This is a genomic window from Thioalkalivibrio sp. AKL6 (genome assembly GCF_000376905.1).
Lineage (GTDB): Bacteria > Pseudomonadota > Gammaproteobacteria > Ectothiorhodospirales > Ectothiorhodospiraceae > Thioalkalivibrio > Thioalkalivibrio versutus.
In genome coordinates this window covers 552,522-568,408 of sequence record NZ_AQXS01000011.1, presented here as the reverse complement: position 1 = coordinate 568,408, position 15,887 = coordinate 552,522, and the positions used below count along the sequence as shown (strand labels likewise).

Genomic DNA, 15,887 nt, shown 5'->3' with positions numbered 1-15,887 from the left:
GCGCAATGCCTCCCCGGCTGGCCGCGCGAATCTGTCCACATCCCGGACCGGTGCACTGTCGCGGCCGGGGTGGGCTGCTACACTATCGAATCTGTTTCTCCATGCTGGACACAAGGAGGCCCCATGGCCCGCGGCGTCAACAAAGTCATCCTGCTCGGCAACCTCGGGGCCGACCCGGAAAAGCGCGAGACCCCGAACGGGGTTACCGTCACCAATCTGCGTCTGGCGACGTCGGAGCAGTGGACCGACAAGAACTCCGGCGAGAAGCGCGAGAACACCGAATGGCACCGAGTGGTGATGTTCGGGCGTCTGGCGGACATCGCCGCGCAGTACCTGTCCAAGGGCTCGCAGGTCTATGTCGAAGGCAAGATCCAGACCCGCAAATGGCAGGACCAATCCGGTAATGATCGTTACAGCACCGAGGTCGTGGCCAACGAGATGCAGCTGATCGGCGGCCGCGGTGGCAGTGGCGGCGGTGGTGGCGGTTTCGACCAGGACCCGGGGTATGGCGGCGGCAATGCCTACGGCGGCGGTGGCCAGCAAGGCGGCAACCGCAGCAACGCGCCGGCCTCCGGCGGCGGCTTCGATGACGACGACGTCCCCTTCTAACGTCCATATAAGCCACTGTTCACCCACTAGCGAAGTACCGAGAGCATGATCCGCAAGGTCTACATCCAGACGCACGGCTGTCAGATGAACGAGTACGACTCCGATCGCATGCTCGACGCACTGCGTGAGCTGCACGGGGCGGAGCGTACCGATGATCCGGAGCAGGCCGACCTGCTGCTGATGAACACCTGCTCCATTCGCGAGAAGGCGCAGGAGAAGGTCTTCTCGCTACTGGGGCGCTGGCGGCAGATCAAGGAACGCCGGCCGGAGGTGATCATCGGTGTGGGCGGTTGTGTTGCCAGTCAGGAGGGCGATGCCCTGCGCGCCCGGGCCCCGTACGTGGATCTGGTGTTCGGCCCGCAGACCCTGCATCGCCTGCCGGCCATGATCCAGTCGGTGCGCCGTGAGCGCGCCCCGGTGGTGGATATCTCCTTCCCCGAGATCGAGAAATTCGACCGCCTGCCGGAGCCGAAGGCCGACGGTCCGAGTGCGTTCGTCTCGGTGATGGAAGGCTGCTCCAAGTACTGCAGCTTCTGCGTGGTGCCCTATACGCGCGGCGACGAGATCAGCCGCCCGTTCGACGACGTGATTGCCGAGGTGGTCGCGCTGGCCGCGCAGGGGGTCAGGGAGATCAACCTGCTGGGGCAGAACGTGAATGCCTACCGCGGGCCGATGGATGACGGCGACACCGCGGACCTGGCCCTGCTGATCCACTATGTCGCGGCAGTCGACGGGATCGAACGCATCCGCTTCACTACCTCGCACCCGGTGGAGTTCTCCGATTCGCTGATCCAGGCCTTTGCCGACGAACCGAAGCTGGTCAGTCACCTGCACCTGCCGGTGCAAAGCGGCTCCGACCGCATCCTGGCGCAGATGAAACGCGGCCACACGATCCTGGAATACAAGTCCAAGATCCGCCGCCTGCGCGAGGCGCGCCCGGACCTGGATCTCTCCTCGGACTTCATCGTCGGCTTCCCCGGCGAGACCGACGCCGACCACGCCACGACGATGAAGCTGATCGAGGAGCTGCATTTTGATTTCTCCTTCAGCTTTATCTACAGCGCGCGCCCGGGCACCCCGGCCGCATCGCTGCCGGATGACGTGCCGATGGCGACCAAGAAGGCCCGTCTGGCCGAGTTGCAGGCCCTGATCGAGCAGAACGGCCGCGCGCGAAACGAGTCCATGGTGGGCAACATCGAGCCGGTACTGGTGGAGGGTCCGGCCAAGCGCAACCCCGGCGAACTGGCCGCGCGCACGGCGAACAACCGCATCGTCAACTTCGCCGGGGACCCCGGCCTGATCGGGCAGTTGATCCCGGTCGAGATTACCGAGGCCCTGGCACATTCCCTGCGCGGGCGTACGGTGGAGCGGACAATGCCCGCTGCCGTCGGCGCCTAGGGAAACCGAAGCATGGCCAATCGTCTGGATTTCACCCTGGAGCCTGGTGACCAGGAGACGCTCGCGCGGATCTCCGGGCCGCTGGATGCCCACCTGCGCCTGATCGAGTCACGCCTGGGCGTGGCCGTGCACAATCGCGGGCCGCGCTTCAATCTCACCGGGCCGGGCGGTGCCGTGAAGGCGGCCGGGGCCTTGATCCACGACCTGCACCGGATGGCGCAGGAAGAACCGGTCAGCCTGGAGCAGGTGCATACCGCGCTGCAGACCGCCCATGTTGAGGGGCTGGCGGAGCCCGAGGGCACGGGCGACGATCCCGCGTTGCGGCTCAAACGCGCGGTGATCCGGGGTCGCGGCCCGCGTCAAGCGAAATACCTGTCCGCGATCGCGCGGCACGATCTCAGTTTTGGCATCGGCCCGGCCGGGACCGGCAAGACCTACCTTGCGGTGGCCGCCGCGGTCGCCGCACTGGAGCAGGACCGCGTGCAGCGCCTGGTGCTCGTGCGTCCGGCGGTGGAGGCCGGCGAGCGCCTGGGCTTTTTGCCCGGCGATCTGGCGCAGAAGATCGACCCTTACCTGCGGCCGATGTACGACGCCCTGTACGAACTGATGGGCTTCGATCAGACCGCACGCTTGATGGAACGCCAGGTGATCGAGGTCGCGCCGCTGGCCTACATGCGCGGACGCACCCTGAACGAGGCCTTCATCATCCTCGACGAGGCGCAGAACACCACCCTCGAGCAGATGAAGATGTTCCTGACCCGCATCGGCTTCGGCTCCACTGCGGTGGTCAACGGCGACATCACCCAGGTGGACCTGCCGCGGGGGCAGGGATCGGGCCTCAAGCACGCGATGCAGATCCTGCAGGGCGTGGAGGGGGTGCATATCACCCGTTTCCAGGCCGGTGACGTGGTGCGCCACCCGCTGGTGCAGCGCATCGTCGAGGCCTACGAGGCCCACGACCATGCGTCTGGCAAGCCGGCTGGGGAGTCGGAGCCCGGTTCCGGGCGGGGTGCCGATGGCGCTTGAAATCGCGGTGCAATACGCTGTTCCGCGTGCCGGTCTGCCCGGCCCTACCACCTTGCACCGGGCGGCCCGCGCCGCCTGGCGCGGGGCGGGCGCGGCCACAGTCACTCTGCGCCTGGTGGATGCCGAGGAGGGCCAGTCGCTGAATCACACCTTCCGGGGACGCGACTACGCGACCAATGTGTTGTCATTCCCGGCGCCGGCGCTGCCGCCGGGCTTGCCGCCCGAGGCGAGCGCCTATCTCGGTGATATCGTCCTGTGCGTGCCGGTGCTAGCGCGCGAGGCGGCGGAACAGGGCAAGACGCTGGCGGCCCATTACCACCACATGGTGGTGCACGGGATGTTGCACCTGCAGGGCATGGATCACCAGACGCCGGACGAGGCCGCGCGGATGGAGGCAATTGAGTCCTCGATCCTGGCCGGGTTAGGCTATCCCAACCCCTACGATGCCGACCCTCCGGCCCGCGTCCTGTCGCCGCATCCTGCCGGAACCGCCCCCGATGCCTGAACCCGAACCCGACGAACAACCCATCTGGCGGCGCTGGCTGATCCGCGCCGGCGAGATCCTGCGCCCGCGCCGCGAGCCGGCGACCCGACACGAGCTGATCGAGTGCCTGCGCGGTGCCCACGCCCGCGAGCTGGTCGATCCCGAGGCCCTGACCATGCTGGAGGGGGTGCTCAACGTCGCGGACATGCAGGTGCGCGACATCATGATCCCGCGCGCGCAGATGGAAGTGGTGCGCCGCGACGCCGGGCTCTCCGAATTCCTCCCGGACGTGGTCGCTTCCGCGCATTCGCGCCTGCCGGTGGTGGGGGATCACCGCGACGAGGTGGTCGGCGTCCTGCTGGCCAAGGACCTGCTGCGCTTCTTTGGCGAGCCGGACGATGCCGCCTTCGATATGCAGGAGATCCTGCGCCCGGCGGTGTTCGTGCCGGAGAGCAAGCGTCTGAACGTGTTGCTGAAGGAATTTCGCCTGAGCCGCAACCACATGGCGATCGTGGTGGACGAATATGGCGGCGTGGCCGGCCTGGTGACCATCGAGGACGTTCTGGAGCAGATCGTCGGCGAGATCGAGGACGAGCACGATGTCGAGGACTACCTGACCCAGATCATGCAGCACCCCGGCGGGCGTTACACCATCAAGGCGCTGACCCCGATGGAGGAGTTCAACGCCTACTTCCAGACCGCCTACAGCGAGGACGACTTCGACACCATCGGTGGCCTGGTGCTGTCGCATTTCGGTCATGTCCCGCGCCGTGGCGAACAGATCGTCGTGGATGGCATGCAGTTCCGCGTCCTGCGCGCTGATAACCGGCGCCTGCACCTGCTGGAGATGCGCCTGCCGGAGCCGGACATGCAGGCCGCCACCGGTGAGGGCTCGCAGCCGTTCGATGGTCCGGCCCGGGAGCCGGACGGCCGCCACATCCCCTGATCGGCATGCAAACCCTCGTCGAACGCCTGCCGCCCTGGGCCTCCGGGCTCGTTGCCCTGCTGGCCGGGGCGGGTGCAACCCTGGCCTTTGCCCCGGTTGGCTGGTTCCTGGCCGCCCCGTTGGCCCTGGCCGTGTGGTTCGCCCTGTTGTCGGGTGCCCGACCGCGCCGTGCCGCCTGGGCTGGCTATGCCTTCGGCCTCGGATTCTTCGGGATGGGGGTGAGCTGGATCTTCAATAGCCTGTTGGTGTTTGGGCAGGCGCCACTGGTGGTTGCCTCGCTGATTACCGTGCTATTCGTACTGGCCCTGGCGGGCTATCCGGCGTTGCTGGCCGGATTGGCGGCGCGCTTCCTGCCACTGGGGCGTCCGGCCGGGTTGCTGGCGCTGGCCGGTGGCCTGGTGCTGATGGAGCTGGCGCGTTCCTGGCTGTTCTCCGGCTTTCCCTGGCTGCTGTTCGGCCACACCGTGCTCGACACGCCGCTACAGCCCTGGCTGCCACTGGTCGGCGAGCTGGGGGCGGGGCTGGTGGTGGCCCTGCTGGCCGTGGCGCTGGTCCTGGTGTTTCTGACCCGGCAGCGCTGGCTGGGCGCGGGCCTGGTGGGGGCACTGGTGATCGCCTCGTTGTCGCTGGGGCTCGCGCGCTGGGTGGAGCCGGGCGGCGAGACGATCTCGGTGGCCATGGTCCAGGGCAACATCGATCAGGCGCGCAAGTGGGATGCCGATGGCATCGAGTATTCGCTGGGGGCCTACGAGGAACTGACCCGCGAGGCGGGTGAGGTGGACCTGGTGGTCTGGCCGGAGACCGCGATCCCGGCGTTCTATGTCGAGGTCCAGCAGCCACTCGGGCAGCTCGCCCAGTCGCTGGCGGAGCATGACAGCGAACTGCTGACTGGGGTCTTCGACCATGCGTCGGCCGGACGCCATGTGTACAACTCGGTGGTCAACGTGACGACCGGGGCCGGCTACAACAAGCGCCAGCTGGTCCCCTTCGGCGAGTACATCCCGTTGCGCGGCCAGCTCGACTGGCTGGACCGGTTGCTGGCGATCCCGATGTCCGACCTTTCCCCGGGCACCGGCGACGGGCGCATGCGGGTGGCCGGTCAGACCGCCGGGGTCAGCATCTGCTACGAAGCGGCATATTCGCGCCACATCCGCGCCGCGCTGCCGGAGGCCGGGTTCCTGGTCAACGTCTCCAACGACGCCTGGTTCGGCGACAGCCTCGCCCCGGCCCAGCATCTGCAGATTGCCCGGGTACGGGCGGTGGAGACCGGGCGCCCGATGATCCGGGCAACCAATACCGGCATCTCGGCCCTGATTGATGCCGATGGCCGGATACTCGAGCGTTCGGGGATCTTCACCCGCGAGGTAGTCACGGGCACGCTGCAGCCTCGCCACGGCGTGACGCCGGCAACCGCCACCGGGGCGGGGCCGGCCGTGCTGGCCGCGCTGGTGCTGGTGGTTGCCGGTGCCGCGGTCGGCCGTCGCCGCCGACGCTGACGGGTTATTCGGCCTCGGTCCCGCCGGGGCCGCGACGGAACGTCGTGTTGTGGCAGTTGGAGCACGGCGGGATGCGGCCGACCTTCGTCATGTGCACGGGATGGCCGCATTGCTTGCAGAGCAGTTCGCCGGGGCCGGTGATCTCGCCGGTGTGCCATTCGCCCATCACCTGGGCGCGCGCGGTCAGTTCGGTGATCTCGATCCGGGTGCGGTCCGCGATGCGTTCCAGGGCGTTCTTGATGCTGGCCTCGATCAGACCCAGATCGATCTGTAGCCAGCCACGCCAGTCGGAGCTGCGGTTGTCGAGGTAGGCGCCCAGATCCTGCAGGTCGCGGCGCAGGTAGTCCATCACCTCGTGAGCCTCTTCGCGGGTCAGGTCACTGGCCTTCTGCACGCGGTCGCGGGCGTTCTCCAGAGCCTCGGTGATCGCCTTGCTGGTCTTGTCCTCCAGCTTTTCGAGATCCTCGGTGACCTCGTGCAGCATGCGGTGATAGGCATCGCTCAACCGGTGCTCGCGTTCCTGGTCGTGTTCCGGGGCCGTATCCCTGGGTTTGTCGCTCATGCGCTGCTCCTCGCTGATCGATATGTGGCTGTGTGTCCCGCTAGGGGGCGTTTCGGATGGTCAATGGGTCAATGCGTCCAAGGTAGCACGATGGCCGGGCCGCACCAGCGTCACGGGAGCGGGTTTCGTTGGTTACCGGCAATCAGGGGGTGCATATTGCGCTGCATCTCCCGCAAGGTAGGGGCTAACAACAGTGGAGACGGATATGACGCGACCCGCATCCCTGACCGCGGAGCAGGTCTACCAGCGGTGCCCGCCAGAGCATCTGGATTTCGAGACCACCGAGACGCTGGAGGCGCTCGAGTTGCCCTGTGGCCAGGAACGCGTGCTGCGTGCGCTCGAATTCGGTGCGTCGATGCGTGGCAATGGTTTCAACCTGTTCGTGCTGGGGCCGGCAGGCAGCGGGCGGCACGACCTGGTGCGACGCTTTCTGGAGCGCCGCGCGGCCGACGAGTCTGCCCCGCCGGACTGGGGCTACGTGTTCAACTTTCAGCAGCCGGAGTGTCCGCGGGCCGTTCGGCTAGCGGCCGGCGAGGGCCGGACCCTTCAGGCGGACCTGGACCGTCTGATCGAAGACCTGCATGCCAGTATCCCGGCCGCGTTCGAGAGCGAGGAATACCAGCGGCGCCTGCAGGAGCTGAAGGATGCGTCTGAAGAGGCCCAGACCGACGGTGCGCGCAAGGTGCAGGAAGAGGCCGAGGCGCACGACATCGCCCTGATCAGCGCGCCAAACACCTTCTCGTTCGCGCCGATGCGCGATGGGGAGATCCTCAAGCCGGAGGAATACGACGCATTGTCCGAGGAGGAACGCGGGCGCATCGACGAGAAGGTCGAGGAGCTGCAGGAGAAGTTGCGGCAGGTCATGCACCAGGTGCCTCGCCTGCGCAAGGAGCTGCAGGAGAAGATTCGGGCCCTGAATGCGGAGATGCTGCAATGGGCCCTGGGCGGCCCGATCCACGAGCTGAAGGAGAAATGGTCGCACCGGCCGGCGGTGGTCGAGCATCTGGAGGCGATCCTTGACGAGGTGGTGAGACACGCGGAGGCGTTTCGCGGCGGCCGTAGCCATGCCCCGCCCGAGGGGCTGCTGGAACGGTTTCGCATCAACCTGCTGGTGGATCACGCGGACACGCGGGGCGCCCCGGTGATCTACGAGGACCTGCCGAACCATCAGCACTTGACCGGCCTGATCGAGCACCAGGTGCACGAGGGGGCCCTGGTTACCGATTTCTCGCTGGTGCGCGCCGGGGCCCTGCACCGGGCCAGTGGCGGTTACCTGATCGTGGATGCCCGGCGTGTGCTGACGCAGCCGCTGGCCTGGGAGAGCCTCAAACGGGTCCTGTTTTCCGGCGAGATCCGCATCGAGTCCCTGGAGCGCCTGTTCGGGCTGGTGAGTGCGGTGGGGCTGGAGCCGGATCCCATTCCGGTGACCCCGAAGGTGGTGCTGATCGGTGATCGCCTGTTGTACTACCTGCTGTCCGCGTTCGATCCGGACTTCCTTGAGTTGTTCAAGGTCGAGGCCGACTTCGAGGACGACCTGGACCGCAGCGACGCCAGTCATGTGCTGTATGCGCGCATGCTGGCCACGATGGCGCGGCGTGTCGAACTACGGCCGCTGAACCGCGAGGCGGTGGCGCGCGTGATCGAGCATGCCAGCCGTCTGGCCGGCGACCAGTGCAAGCTGTCGGCTCACGATCGCACCCTGCGCGACCTGCTGCTGGAGGCCGATCACTGGGCGAGGGAGGCCGGCGCGGACGTCGTCGGCGCCGGGCATGTCGAACAGGCCATCCGGGAACGCCAGGAGCGCGGTGCGCGGCTACAGCGCCGCAGCCTGGAGCAGATCCGTCGCGGGGTGGTGCTGATCGCCACCAGCGGGGCGCAGATTGCCCAGGTCAACGGGCTGTCGCTGCTGCAGCTGGGCGACGCGATGTTCGGGCGGCCAATCCGGATCACCGCGACCGCGCGCTCGGGCAAGGGCCATGTGGTCGACATCGAACGCGAGGCCAAGCTGGGTGGCCCGGTGCACAGCAAGGCGGTGATGATCCTGTCCCGGTTCATCGCCAGCCACTATGCCGAGGACAGCGAGCTCTCGCTGTCCGCCAGCCTGGCCTTCGAGCAGTCGTATGGCGACATCGAGGGGGATTCCGCCTCGGTGGCCGAGACCTGCGCGTTGTTGTCGGCGATCGCGCGGATCCCGTTGCGCCAGTCGCTGGCGGTTACCGGCTCGCTCAACCAGCATGGCGAGGTCCAGGCCGTGGGTGGGGTCAACGAGAAGATCGAGGGCTTCTTCGACGTCTGTCGCGAGGCCGGCGAACTGGATGGTCACGGTGTGCTGTTGCCGGGGAGTAATGTCGAGAACCTGATGCTGCGCCACGACGTCCGCGAGGCGATCGCGGAGGGACGATTCCATGTCTACCCCGTAGCCACGGTGGACGAGGCCATCGAGCTCCTGACCGGGATGACGGCGGGTGAACGCGGCGCGTGGGGGGGATTCCCGGCGGGCAGCTTCAACCGCGTGGTCGCCGATCGCCTGGCGGCGTTTGCGCGTTTGAGCTACCGGCGCGGGTCCCGCGATGACGATGCGGAAGCCACGCCGGACGGCCCCTCCGGGGAGGATGCCTGAGGGGGCATCAATTGGTGTCCCCCGGGGCTTCCGTCCGCCGACCCGAGATGGAGCGCGAGGTGGACTGGCATGGGCCCGACGCGGGGTCGGACCCATCGCGTGGGGCGTCGCTGGGGATTAACGGGCGTCGACCAGATCCCGGTAGCCGTGCCACATGGCAAAGCCCAGCCAGGGGAAGATCACGATCAGCGCCAGCAGCGCGGTTGCCACCGAGACCATGAACAGCGCGGTGATGATCAGACCCCACAGGATCAGCGTACCCGGGTTGTGGCTGAAGGCCTTCAGGCTGACCCCGATCGATTCGATCAGGCTCTTTTGCGGGGCATCATCGCGTATCCGGTGATCCAGCAGGGCCGGGATCGTGACCAGGCTGAGGGCGAATACCGCGAGGCCGAACACAATGGCGGCCACCACCACCCCGACCAGCGAGATAATGCCGGCGCCGCTGCTGAGCATCGCGCCCACCAGGTGATGCAACTGCCCCATGACCGCGATTTCGCCGATGTTAAGCACCGCGATCCACATCCACACAAAGCTGGCCCAGATCACGAACAGGATGGCCAGCAGCGCGGCAAAGGCCCAGATCGAGCCACCCATCGGCCCCAGCCAGCCGAGGCCGGAACCGCCCGGCTCGCCGCGCTCTTTCTGCAGCGCGAGGTAGTTCACACCGACGGCGAGTACGGGTCCGAGGAGCAGGATGCCGGCCAGAAGCGAGAAGGCCATCCACGGCTGATTCCAGGACAGGCCCAGCAGGATCAGCGCGGCCAGGGTGATCACCAGGCCGTGCACCAGGGCCACTGGCATCTGCCAGAGGTCCCGCCAGCCTTTGCCGAGCCAGGTGCCCAGGTCCTCCGTCGCGATCTCGCGGATGGCCGGGGAATCCGTCTCCGGCGTGTGTTCGGGGACCGTTTCCCCCAAGTCCTCGGGATAGGCGCGCTGGAGCATGGGGACCACGTCTTTCTCTTCGCTCATAACCTGCCTCCTTGGAACGTTTTGCCAACCGCTTTCTTTGAATGTAGGTCTTGTGGCAGTCAGGTGGGGGTACTGTTCCCGGAGTTGCGTGACGGATATCACATCGAAGACGTGTGGCGAGGGGTGGTCGGGCCGTTTCCCAGCCGCTTGGAGGGGGTGGGGGCGACTGGTATTCTGCGCAGTTCTTTGTTTCACGCGAACACACAGGGCAGGTGGGCCACATGCAGGAGCAGTATTCCCCGGAGATGATCGAGGCGCAGGTGCAGCGCCAGTGGGAGGAGGCCGACTGCTTCCGTGCGCGCGAGGATGCCGCCGGCGAGCCGTTCTACTGCCTGTCCATGTTCCCGTATCCCTCGGGCAAGCTACACATGGGCCATGTGCGCAACTACACCATCGGCGACGTGATCGCGCGCTTCCAGCGCATGCAGGGGCGGAGCGTGCTGCAGCCGATGGGCTGGGACGCCTTCGGCCTGCCGGCCGAGAACGCGGCGATGCAGAACCACGTGCCGCCGGCGGCCTGGACGCGGCAGAACATCGAGCAGATGCGCACCCAGCTCAAGCGCCTGGGGTTCGCCTACGACTGGTCGCGCGAGTTCGCCACCTGTGACGCCGACTACTACCGCTGGGAACAGTGGCTGTTCGTGCGCCTGCTGAAGAAAGGCCTGGTCTATCGCAAGAAGGCGACCGTGAATTGGGACCCGGTGGATCAGACCGTGCTCGCCAACGAACAGGTGATCGAGGGCCGTGGCTGGCGCTCCGGGGCGGTCGTCGAGCGCCGCGAGATGCCGCAGTGGTTCCTGCGCATTACCGACTACGCCGACGAGCTGCTGGAGGCCCTGGACGAGCTGGACGGCTGGCCGGACCAGGTGCGCACCATGCAGCGCAACTGGATCGGGCGTTCCGAGGGCGTGGAGCTCGAGTTCGCGGTGGACGGTGGCGAGGCGCTGGCCGTCTACACCACGCGCCCGGATACCCTGTTCGGCGTCTCCTACATGGCGCTGGCGCCGGAGCACCCACGGGTGCAGGCGCTGGCGGAGCAGGACGCCGAGCTGGCCGCGTTTGTCGCGGATTGCGCGCAGGGCGGGGTGGCCGAGGCGGACCTGGCCACGATGGAGAAGAAGGGCCGCGCGCTGGGCTTCACCGCCCGCCACCCGCTGACCGGCGAGGATGTCCCGGTCTGGGTCGCCAACTTCGTGCTGATGGAATACGGCACCGGAGCGGTGATGGCCGTGCCCGCGCATGACGAGCGCGACCACGAGTTCGCGACGAAATATGGCCTGCCGATCCGCCAGGTGATCGCCCCGGCGGATGGCGCCACGGTCGATGTGCAGCAGGCCGCGTTCACCGAGGCCGGCGTGCTGGTGAACTCCGGTGATTTCGACGGCCAGGCATCGGAGGCGGCCAAGGCGGCGATCGCCGAGCACCTGGAGCAGACCGGCATCGGCCGGCGCCGGCGCAACTACCGCCTGCGCGACTGGGGTATCTCGCGCCAGCGCTACTGGGGCTGTCCGATTCCGGTGATCCACTGCGAGGCCTGTGGCGCGGTGCCGGTGCCGGAAGCCGACTTGCCGGTGCGCCTGCCCGAGGACGTGATCCCCGACGGGGCCGGCTCGCCGCTGGCGCGCATGCCCGAATTCTTCGAGACCCCGTGCCCGGAATGCGGGAAGCCGGCGCGGCGCGAGACCGATACCTTCGACACCTTCTTCGAATCCAGCTGGTACTTCGCCCGCTACGCCTGCGCCGACAACGACACGGCCATGCTGGATGCGCGCGCCGACCACTGGCTGCCGGTGGATCAATACGTCGGCGGCATCGAGCACGCGGTGCTGCATCTGCTGTACGCGCGCTTCTTCCACAAGCTGCTGCGCGACGAGGGCCTGCTGGCCTCCGACGAGCCGTTCACCCGGTTGCTGACCCAGGGCATGGTGATCGCACCGACCTTCTATCGCGAGCGCAGTGACGGCGGGAAGGACTGGATCAACCCGGCGGACGTCGAACTGGAACGCGCCGAGGACGGTTCGGTGAAGGCCGCGCGCCACCGCGAGGATGGCCAGCCGGTCACGGTTGGGGGCATGGAGAAGATGTCCAAGTCGAAGAACAACGGCGTGGACCCGCAGGCCCTGATCGAGCGCTTCGGCGCGGATACCGCGCGGCTGTTCACCATGTTCGCCGCACCCCCGGACCTGTCGCTGGAATGGTCCGACTCCGGCGTGGAGGGCGCGCATCGCTTCATTAAGCGCCTGTGGCGCGCGGTCCACGAGCACGTGGGCGGCGAGTCGCCCGGGGCGCTGGACACGGACGCGCTGGACGATGCCGGGCGCGAGCTGCGGCGCAAGCTGCACGACACCATCGCCAAGGTCACCGACGACATCGGCCGGCGCCAGACCTTCAACACCGCGGTGGCCGCGAACATGGAACTGCTGAACGACCTTGGCAAGTTCCCTCTGGACGCCGCCGGGGCCGCAGCCGTGCGCCAGGAGGCGCTGGAGGGCATCGTGCGCATGCTGGCCCCGATCATCCCGCACGTGACCGAAACGCTGTGGCGGACCCTGGGTCACGACGAGCTGGTGGCCGCCACGCAATGGCCGCAGGTCGACGAGGCCGCACGCCAGGCCGCGCAGGAGACCCTGGCGGTGCAGGTGAACGGCAAGCGCCGTGCCGAGATCGCGGTCCCGTCCGGGGCCGACAAGGACGCGATCGAGACCGTTGCGCGCAACGACGAAAACGTGCAGCGCCATATCGAGGGGCAGGATGTGATCAAGGTGATCGTCGTTCCCGGCCGTCTGGTCAACTTCGTGGTGAAGCCACAATGAGCGCCCTTTTGCGCGCGGGTCTGGTACTGGTCCTGGTGGCCGCGCTGGCCGCCTGCGGCTTTCAGCTGCGTGGCAGTAGCGAGTGGCCGGAGACACTGAATCCGGTGCAGATCACGGGCATCAATGCGCGCGACTCGCTGTACCGCGAACTGGCCGTGACCCTGGGCTCCTCGGGCGTGGACGTCGTGCGCCAGCGCCCGGAGGGTCAGGGTGCGATCCTGGAGATCCGTTCGGTCAACGATCAGCGCCGCACGCTGTCGGTGACCGAGGCCGCGCGGGTGTCCGAGTACGAACTGGTGCGCACGGTCAATGCGCGCCTGCGCCCGGTGGACGGCGAGGCGGTCGACCTGGGGCCACTGCGCGCCTCGCGCATCTATCTGTTCGATGGCACCGCGGTGCTCAGCCGGGGCGAGCGCGAATCCACCCTGCGCGAGGCGATGGACCGCGACATCGTCAGCCAGCTGCAGCGCCGGATTGCCGCGCTCATCGAGCCGGACGGCAGCCTGCGCGAAGCCGCGGAGGACCCGGCCCCGTAATGGCGCTGGATATCGCCCGCCTGGAGCAGGATCTGGCGCGCGGGCTCGCGCCGATCTACCTGTTGCTGGCCGAGGAGCCGTTGCAGGCGATCGAGGCGGCCGATGCGATCCGCGCTGCCGCCCGCGAGCAGGGCTTCCTGGAGCGCACGGTGCTGGACCTGACCGCGCAATCGGACTGGGGCCCGTTCGAGGCCGCGATCCGCGACCGGTCGCTGTTTGCCGAGCGCACGGTGCTGGACGTGCGCCTGGCGACCGGCAAGCCGGGCAAGACCGGTGGCGATCACCTGAAGGCCTACGCCGGCGACCCGCAGGCTGACCTGGTCCTGCTGCTGCAATTGCCGCGGCCGGATCGCGACATGCGGCGGGCGGCCTGGTTCAAGGCCCTGGAGGGCCGTGCGGTGGTGATCCATGCGCGCCCGGTGCCGCCGGCCCAGCTGGGTAGCTGGATCCGTGCGCGGCTGCAGAGGAACGGTCTGCGCATCACCGACCCGGCGCTGGCGTTGCTGGTCGCGCGGGTGGAGGGCAACCTGCTGGCCGCACGCCAGGAGATCGAGAAGCTGGCGCTGGCCGGCGTGACCGAGATCGACGAGACCGTGCTGGCGGAGGCCACCACGGATTCCGCCCGCTTCGAGCTGTTTGCCCTGGCCCCGACCGCGCTGCGCGGCGATGTCCGCCACGCCCTGCGCATGCTGGAGGGGCTGCTGGATGAGGGCCAGGCGGAGCCGCTGATCCTGTGGGCGCTGGCGCGCGAATGCCGGCTGCTGGTGCAGGCGATGGAGCGCAAGGCCGCCGGTGCGCCCGACCGCGAGGCGTTCCAGGGCAGCTTTGGCGACGGCCAGAAGGCCCTGCGCCAGGCCATGTCGCGCCTGGACCTGAGCGCGGCGCGGGGCCTGCTGGGCGAGGCCGCGCGCGTGGATCGGGTCATCAAGGGTCAGGAAAACGGCAACGCCCGGCAGGGGTTGCTAGACTTGGTGGCCCGTATGGCGGGGCGGCCGCTGACCCGACCCGAACCCGCACTGAATTCTCAACGAGTCTGACTGCATGAACGCTGCCGTGAACCCCACTGAATCCGCCGCCACCAGCGGCGTGGTCGCCCAGGTCGAGGCGCTCGGCCGCGCTGCGCGCGCCGCATCGCGGCGTATGGCCGAGGCCGAGCCGGGGGCGAAGAACGCCGCACTGCATGCGATCGCCGAGGGCATCGCCGCGCGCCGCGCCGAGCTGAATGAGGCCAACAGCCGTGACCTGGAGGCCGGGCGCGAGCGCGGCCTGGACGCCGCGATGCTGGATCGCCTGGCGCTGACCGATGCCCGCATCGATACCATGATCGAGGGCTGCCGCCAGGTAGCCGGGCTGCCCGACCCGGTGGGCACGATCTCCGATATGGCCTACCAGCCGAGCGGTATCCAGGTCGGCCAGATGCGCGTGCCGCTGGGGGTGATCGGGATCATCTACGAGTCGCGGCCGAACGTGACCATCGACGCCGCCGCGCTGTGCCTGAAGTCGGGTAATGCGGCGATCCTGCGTGGCGGCTCCGAGTCGCTGCATTCCAATCAGGCCCTGGCCGCGATTATCCAGGCCGGGCTGGAGCAGGCGGGGTTGCCGCGCGAGGCGGTGCAGGTGGTGCCGACCACCGACCGCGCGGCGGTCGGCGCGCTGCTGCGCATGCCGCAGTACGTGGACGTGATCGTCCCGCGCGGCGGCAAGGGCCTGATCGAGCGCGTCAGCAACGAGTCGCAGATCCCGGTGATCAAGCACCTGGACGGCGTCTGCCACGTGTACGTGGATGGCGGTGCGGATGCCGACAAGGCGCTGGCCGTCGCGGTGAACGCGAAGACCCAGCGCTACGGCACCTGCAACACCATGGAGACGCTGCTGGTGCACGCGGACCAGGCCGAGGCCTTCCTGCCGCGCCTGGCCACGGTCCTGGGCGAGCACCAGGTGAGCCTGCGCGGCTGCGCGCGCACCCGCGCCATCCTCGCGAATGCCGGTACGGATATCGCCGAGGCCACCGAGGACGACTGGGTGGCCGAGTATCTGGGGCCGATCCTCGCAATCCGCGTGGTCGACGATCTGGATATGGCGATGGATCACATCAACACCTATGGTTCGCACCACACCGACAGCATCGTGACCGAGGACTACACCCGCGCCCGGCGTTTCCTGCGCGCGGTGGACTCCAGCTCGGTCATGGTGAATGCCTCCACCCGCTTCGCCGACGGCTTCGAGTACGGCCTGGGCGCGGAGATCGGCATCTCCACCGACAAGTTGCATGCCCGGGGTCCGGTGGGCCTGCACGGGCTGACCACGCTCAAGTACGTCGTGTTCGGCGACGGCCATGTACGTGGCTAGGGAAACACTGATCAATGTACACGCTCGCGCTCGAGTCGCTTTTGCGTGCGAACAAGGCGCGGTGACTGCCGTGCAG

Annotated in this window: 13 protein-coding genes; 11 read left to right on the top strand and 2 right to left on the bottom strand. The window is 68.0% G+C overall.

Annotated elements, in window-relative coordinates:
* The first annotated feature begins 123 nt into the window (after nucleotides 1-123).
* The 6 genes from ssb to lnt are packed head-to-tail and all read left to right on the top strand — an operon-like array spanning nucleotide 124 to nucleotide 5,959.
* Entirely contained in the window at nucleotides 124-609 is a 486-nt protein-coding gene (gene ssb / locus D575_RS0113405) for a single-stranded DNA-binding protein (protein WP_018146435.1), read from the top strand.
* A gap of 45 nt (nucleotides 610-654) precedes the next feature.
* The gene (miaB, locus tag D575_RS13710) at nucleotides 655-2,007 is read left to right on the top strand and encodes a tRNA (N6-isopentenyl adenosine(37)-C2)-methylthiotransferase MiaB (protein WP_018146434.1); all 1,353 of its coding nucleotides are present in this window, start codon (nucleotides 655-657) and stop codon (nucleotides 2,005-2,007) included.
* A gap of 12 nt (nucleotides 2,008-2,019) precedes the next feature.
* Complete coding sequence (locus D575_RS0113395) at nucleotides 2,020-3,033, top strand: PhoH family protein (protein ID WP_018146433.1); 1,014 nt, start codon at nucleotides 2,020-2,022, stop codon at nucleotides 3,031-3,033.
* Nucleotides 3,023-3,538, top strand: a complete 516-nt coding sequence (gene ybeY / locus D575_RS0113390; protein WP_018146432.1) for an rRNA maturation RNase YbeY — start codon at nucleotides 3,023-3,025, stop codon at nucleotides 3,536-3,538. The genes D575_RS0113395 and ybeY overlap by 11 nt, the downstream gene beginning before the upstream one ends.
* Complete coding sequence (locus D575_RS0113385; RefSeq protein WP_018146431.1) at nucleotides 3,531-4,463, top strand: HlyC/CorC family transporter; 933 nt, start codon at nucleotides 3,531-3,533, stop codon at nucleotides 4,461-4,463. The genes ybeY and D575_RS0113385 overlap by 8 nt, the downstream gene beginning before the upstream one ends.
* A gap of 5 nt (nucleotides 4,464-4,468) precedes the next feature.
* Nucleotides 4,469-5,959, top strand: a complete 1,491-nt coding sequence (gene lnt, locus D575_RS0113380; protein ID WP_018146430.1) for an apolipoprotein N-acyltransferase — start codon at nucleotides 4,469-4,471, stop codon at nucleotides 5,957-5,959.
* A 4-nt stretch (nucleotides 5,960-5,963) separates the two neighbouring features.
* Here lnt and D575_RS0113375 read toward each other — a convergent pair whose 3' ends face one another.
* Nucleotides 5,964-6,521, bottom strand: a complete 558-nt coding sequence (locus D575_RS0113375) for a zinc ribbon-containing protein (RefSeq protein ID WP_018146429.1) — start codon at nucleotides 6,519-6,521, stop codon at nucleotides 5,964-5,966.
* Nucleotides 6,522-6,726: 205 nt separating this feature from the next.
* Here D575_RS0113375 and D575_RS0113370 point away from each other — a divergent pair, with 205 nt between their 5' ends.
* Entirely contained in the window at nucleotides 6,727-9,141 is a 2,415-nt protein-coding gene (locus tag D575_RS0113370) for a Lon protease family protein (RefSeq protein ID WP_018146428.1), read from the top strand.
* Between the two features lie 117 nt (nucleotides 9,142-9,258).
* Here D575_RS0113370 and D575_RS0113365 read toward each other — a convergent pair whose 3' ends face one another.
* Nucleotides 9,259-10,113: a DUF2189 domain-containing protein gene (locus tag D575_RS0113365; protein WP_018146427.1), complete on the bottom strand. Its 855-nt coding sequence runs from the start codon at nucleotides 10,111-10,113 to the stop codon at nucleotides 9,259-9,261.
* Between the two features lie 221 nt (nucleotides 10,114-10,334).
* On the opposite strand from D575_RS0113365, the gene leuS reads away from it, so the two are divergent.
* The 4 genes from leuS to D575_RS0113345 are packed head-to-tail and all read left to right on the top strand — an operon-like array spanning nucleotide 10,335 to nucleotide 15,811.
* On the top strand, nucleotides 10,335-12,926 hold the full coding sequence (gene leuS, locus D575_RS0113360) for a leucine--tRNA ligase (RefSeq protein WP_018146426.1): 2,592 nt from the start codon (nucleotides 10,335-10,337) through the stop codon (nucleotides 12,924-12,926).
* The gene (gene lptE / locus D575_RS0113355) at nucleotides 12,923-13,462 is read left to right on the top strand and encodes an LPS assembly lipoprotein LptE (protein ID WP_026182166.1); all 540 of its coding nucleotides are present in this window, start codon (nucleotides 12,923-12,925) and stop codon (nucleotides 13,460-13,462) included. The genes leuS and lptE overlap by 4 nt, the downstream gene beginning before the upstream one ends.
* A complete protein-coding gene (gene holA, locus D575_RS0113350) occupies nucleotides 13,462-14,499 on the top strand; it encodes a DNA polymerase III subunit delta (RefSeq protein WP_018146424.1) in 1,038 nt (345 codons plus the stop codon). Before lptE ends, holA begins: the two co-directional genes overlap by 1 nt.
* 4 nt (nucleotides 14,500-14,503) lie before the next feature.
* A complete protein-coding gene (locus tag D575_RS0113345) occupies nucleotides 14,504-15,811 on the top strand; it encodes a glutamate-5-semialdehyde dehydrogenase (RefSeq protein ID WP_018146423.1) in 1,308 nt (435 codons plus the stop codon).
* Nucleotides 15,812-15,887: the final 76 nt, after the last annotated feature.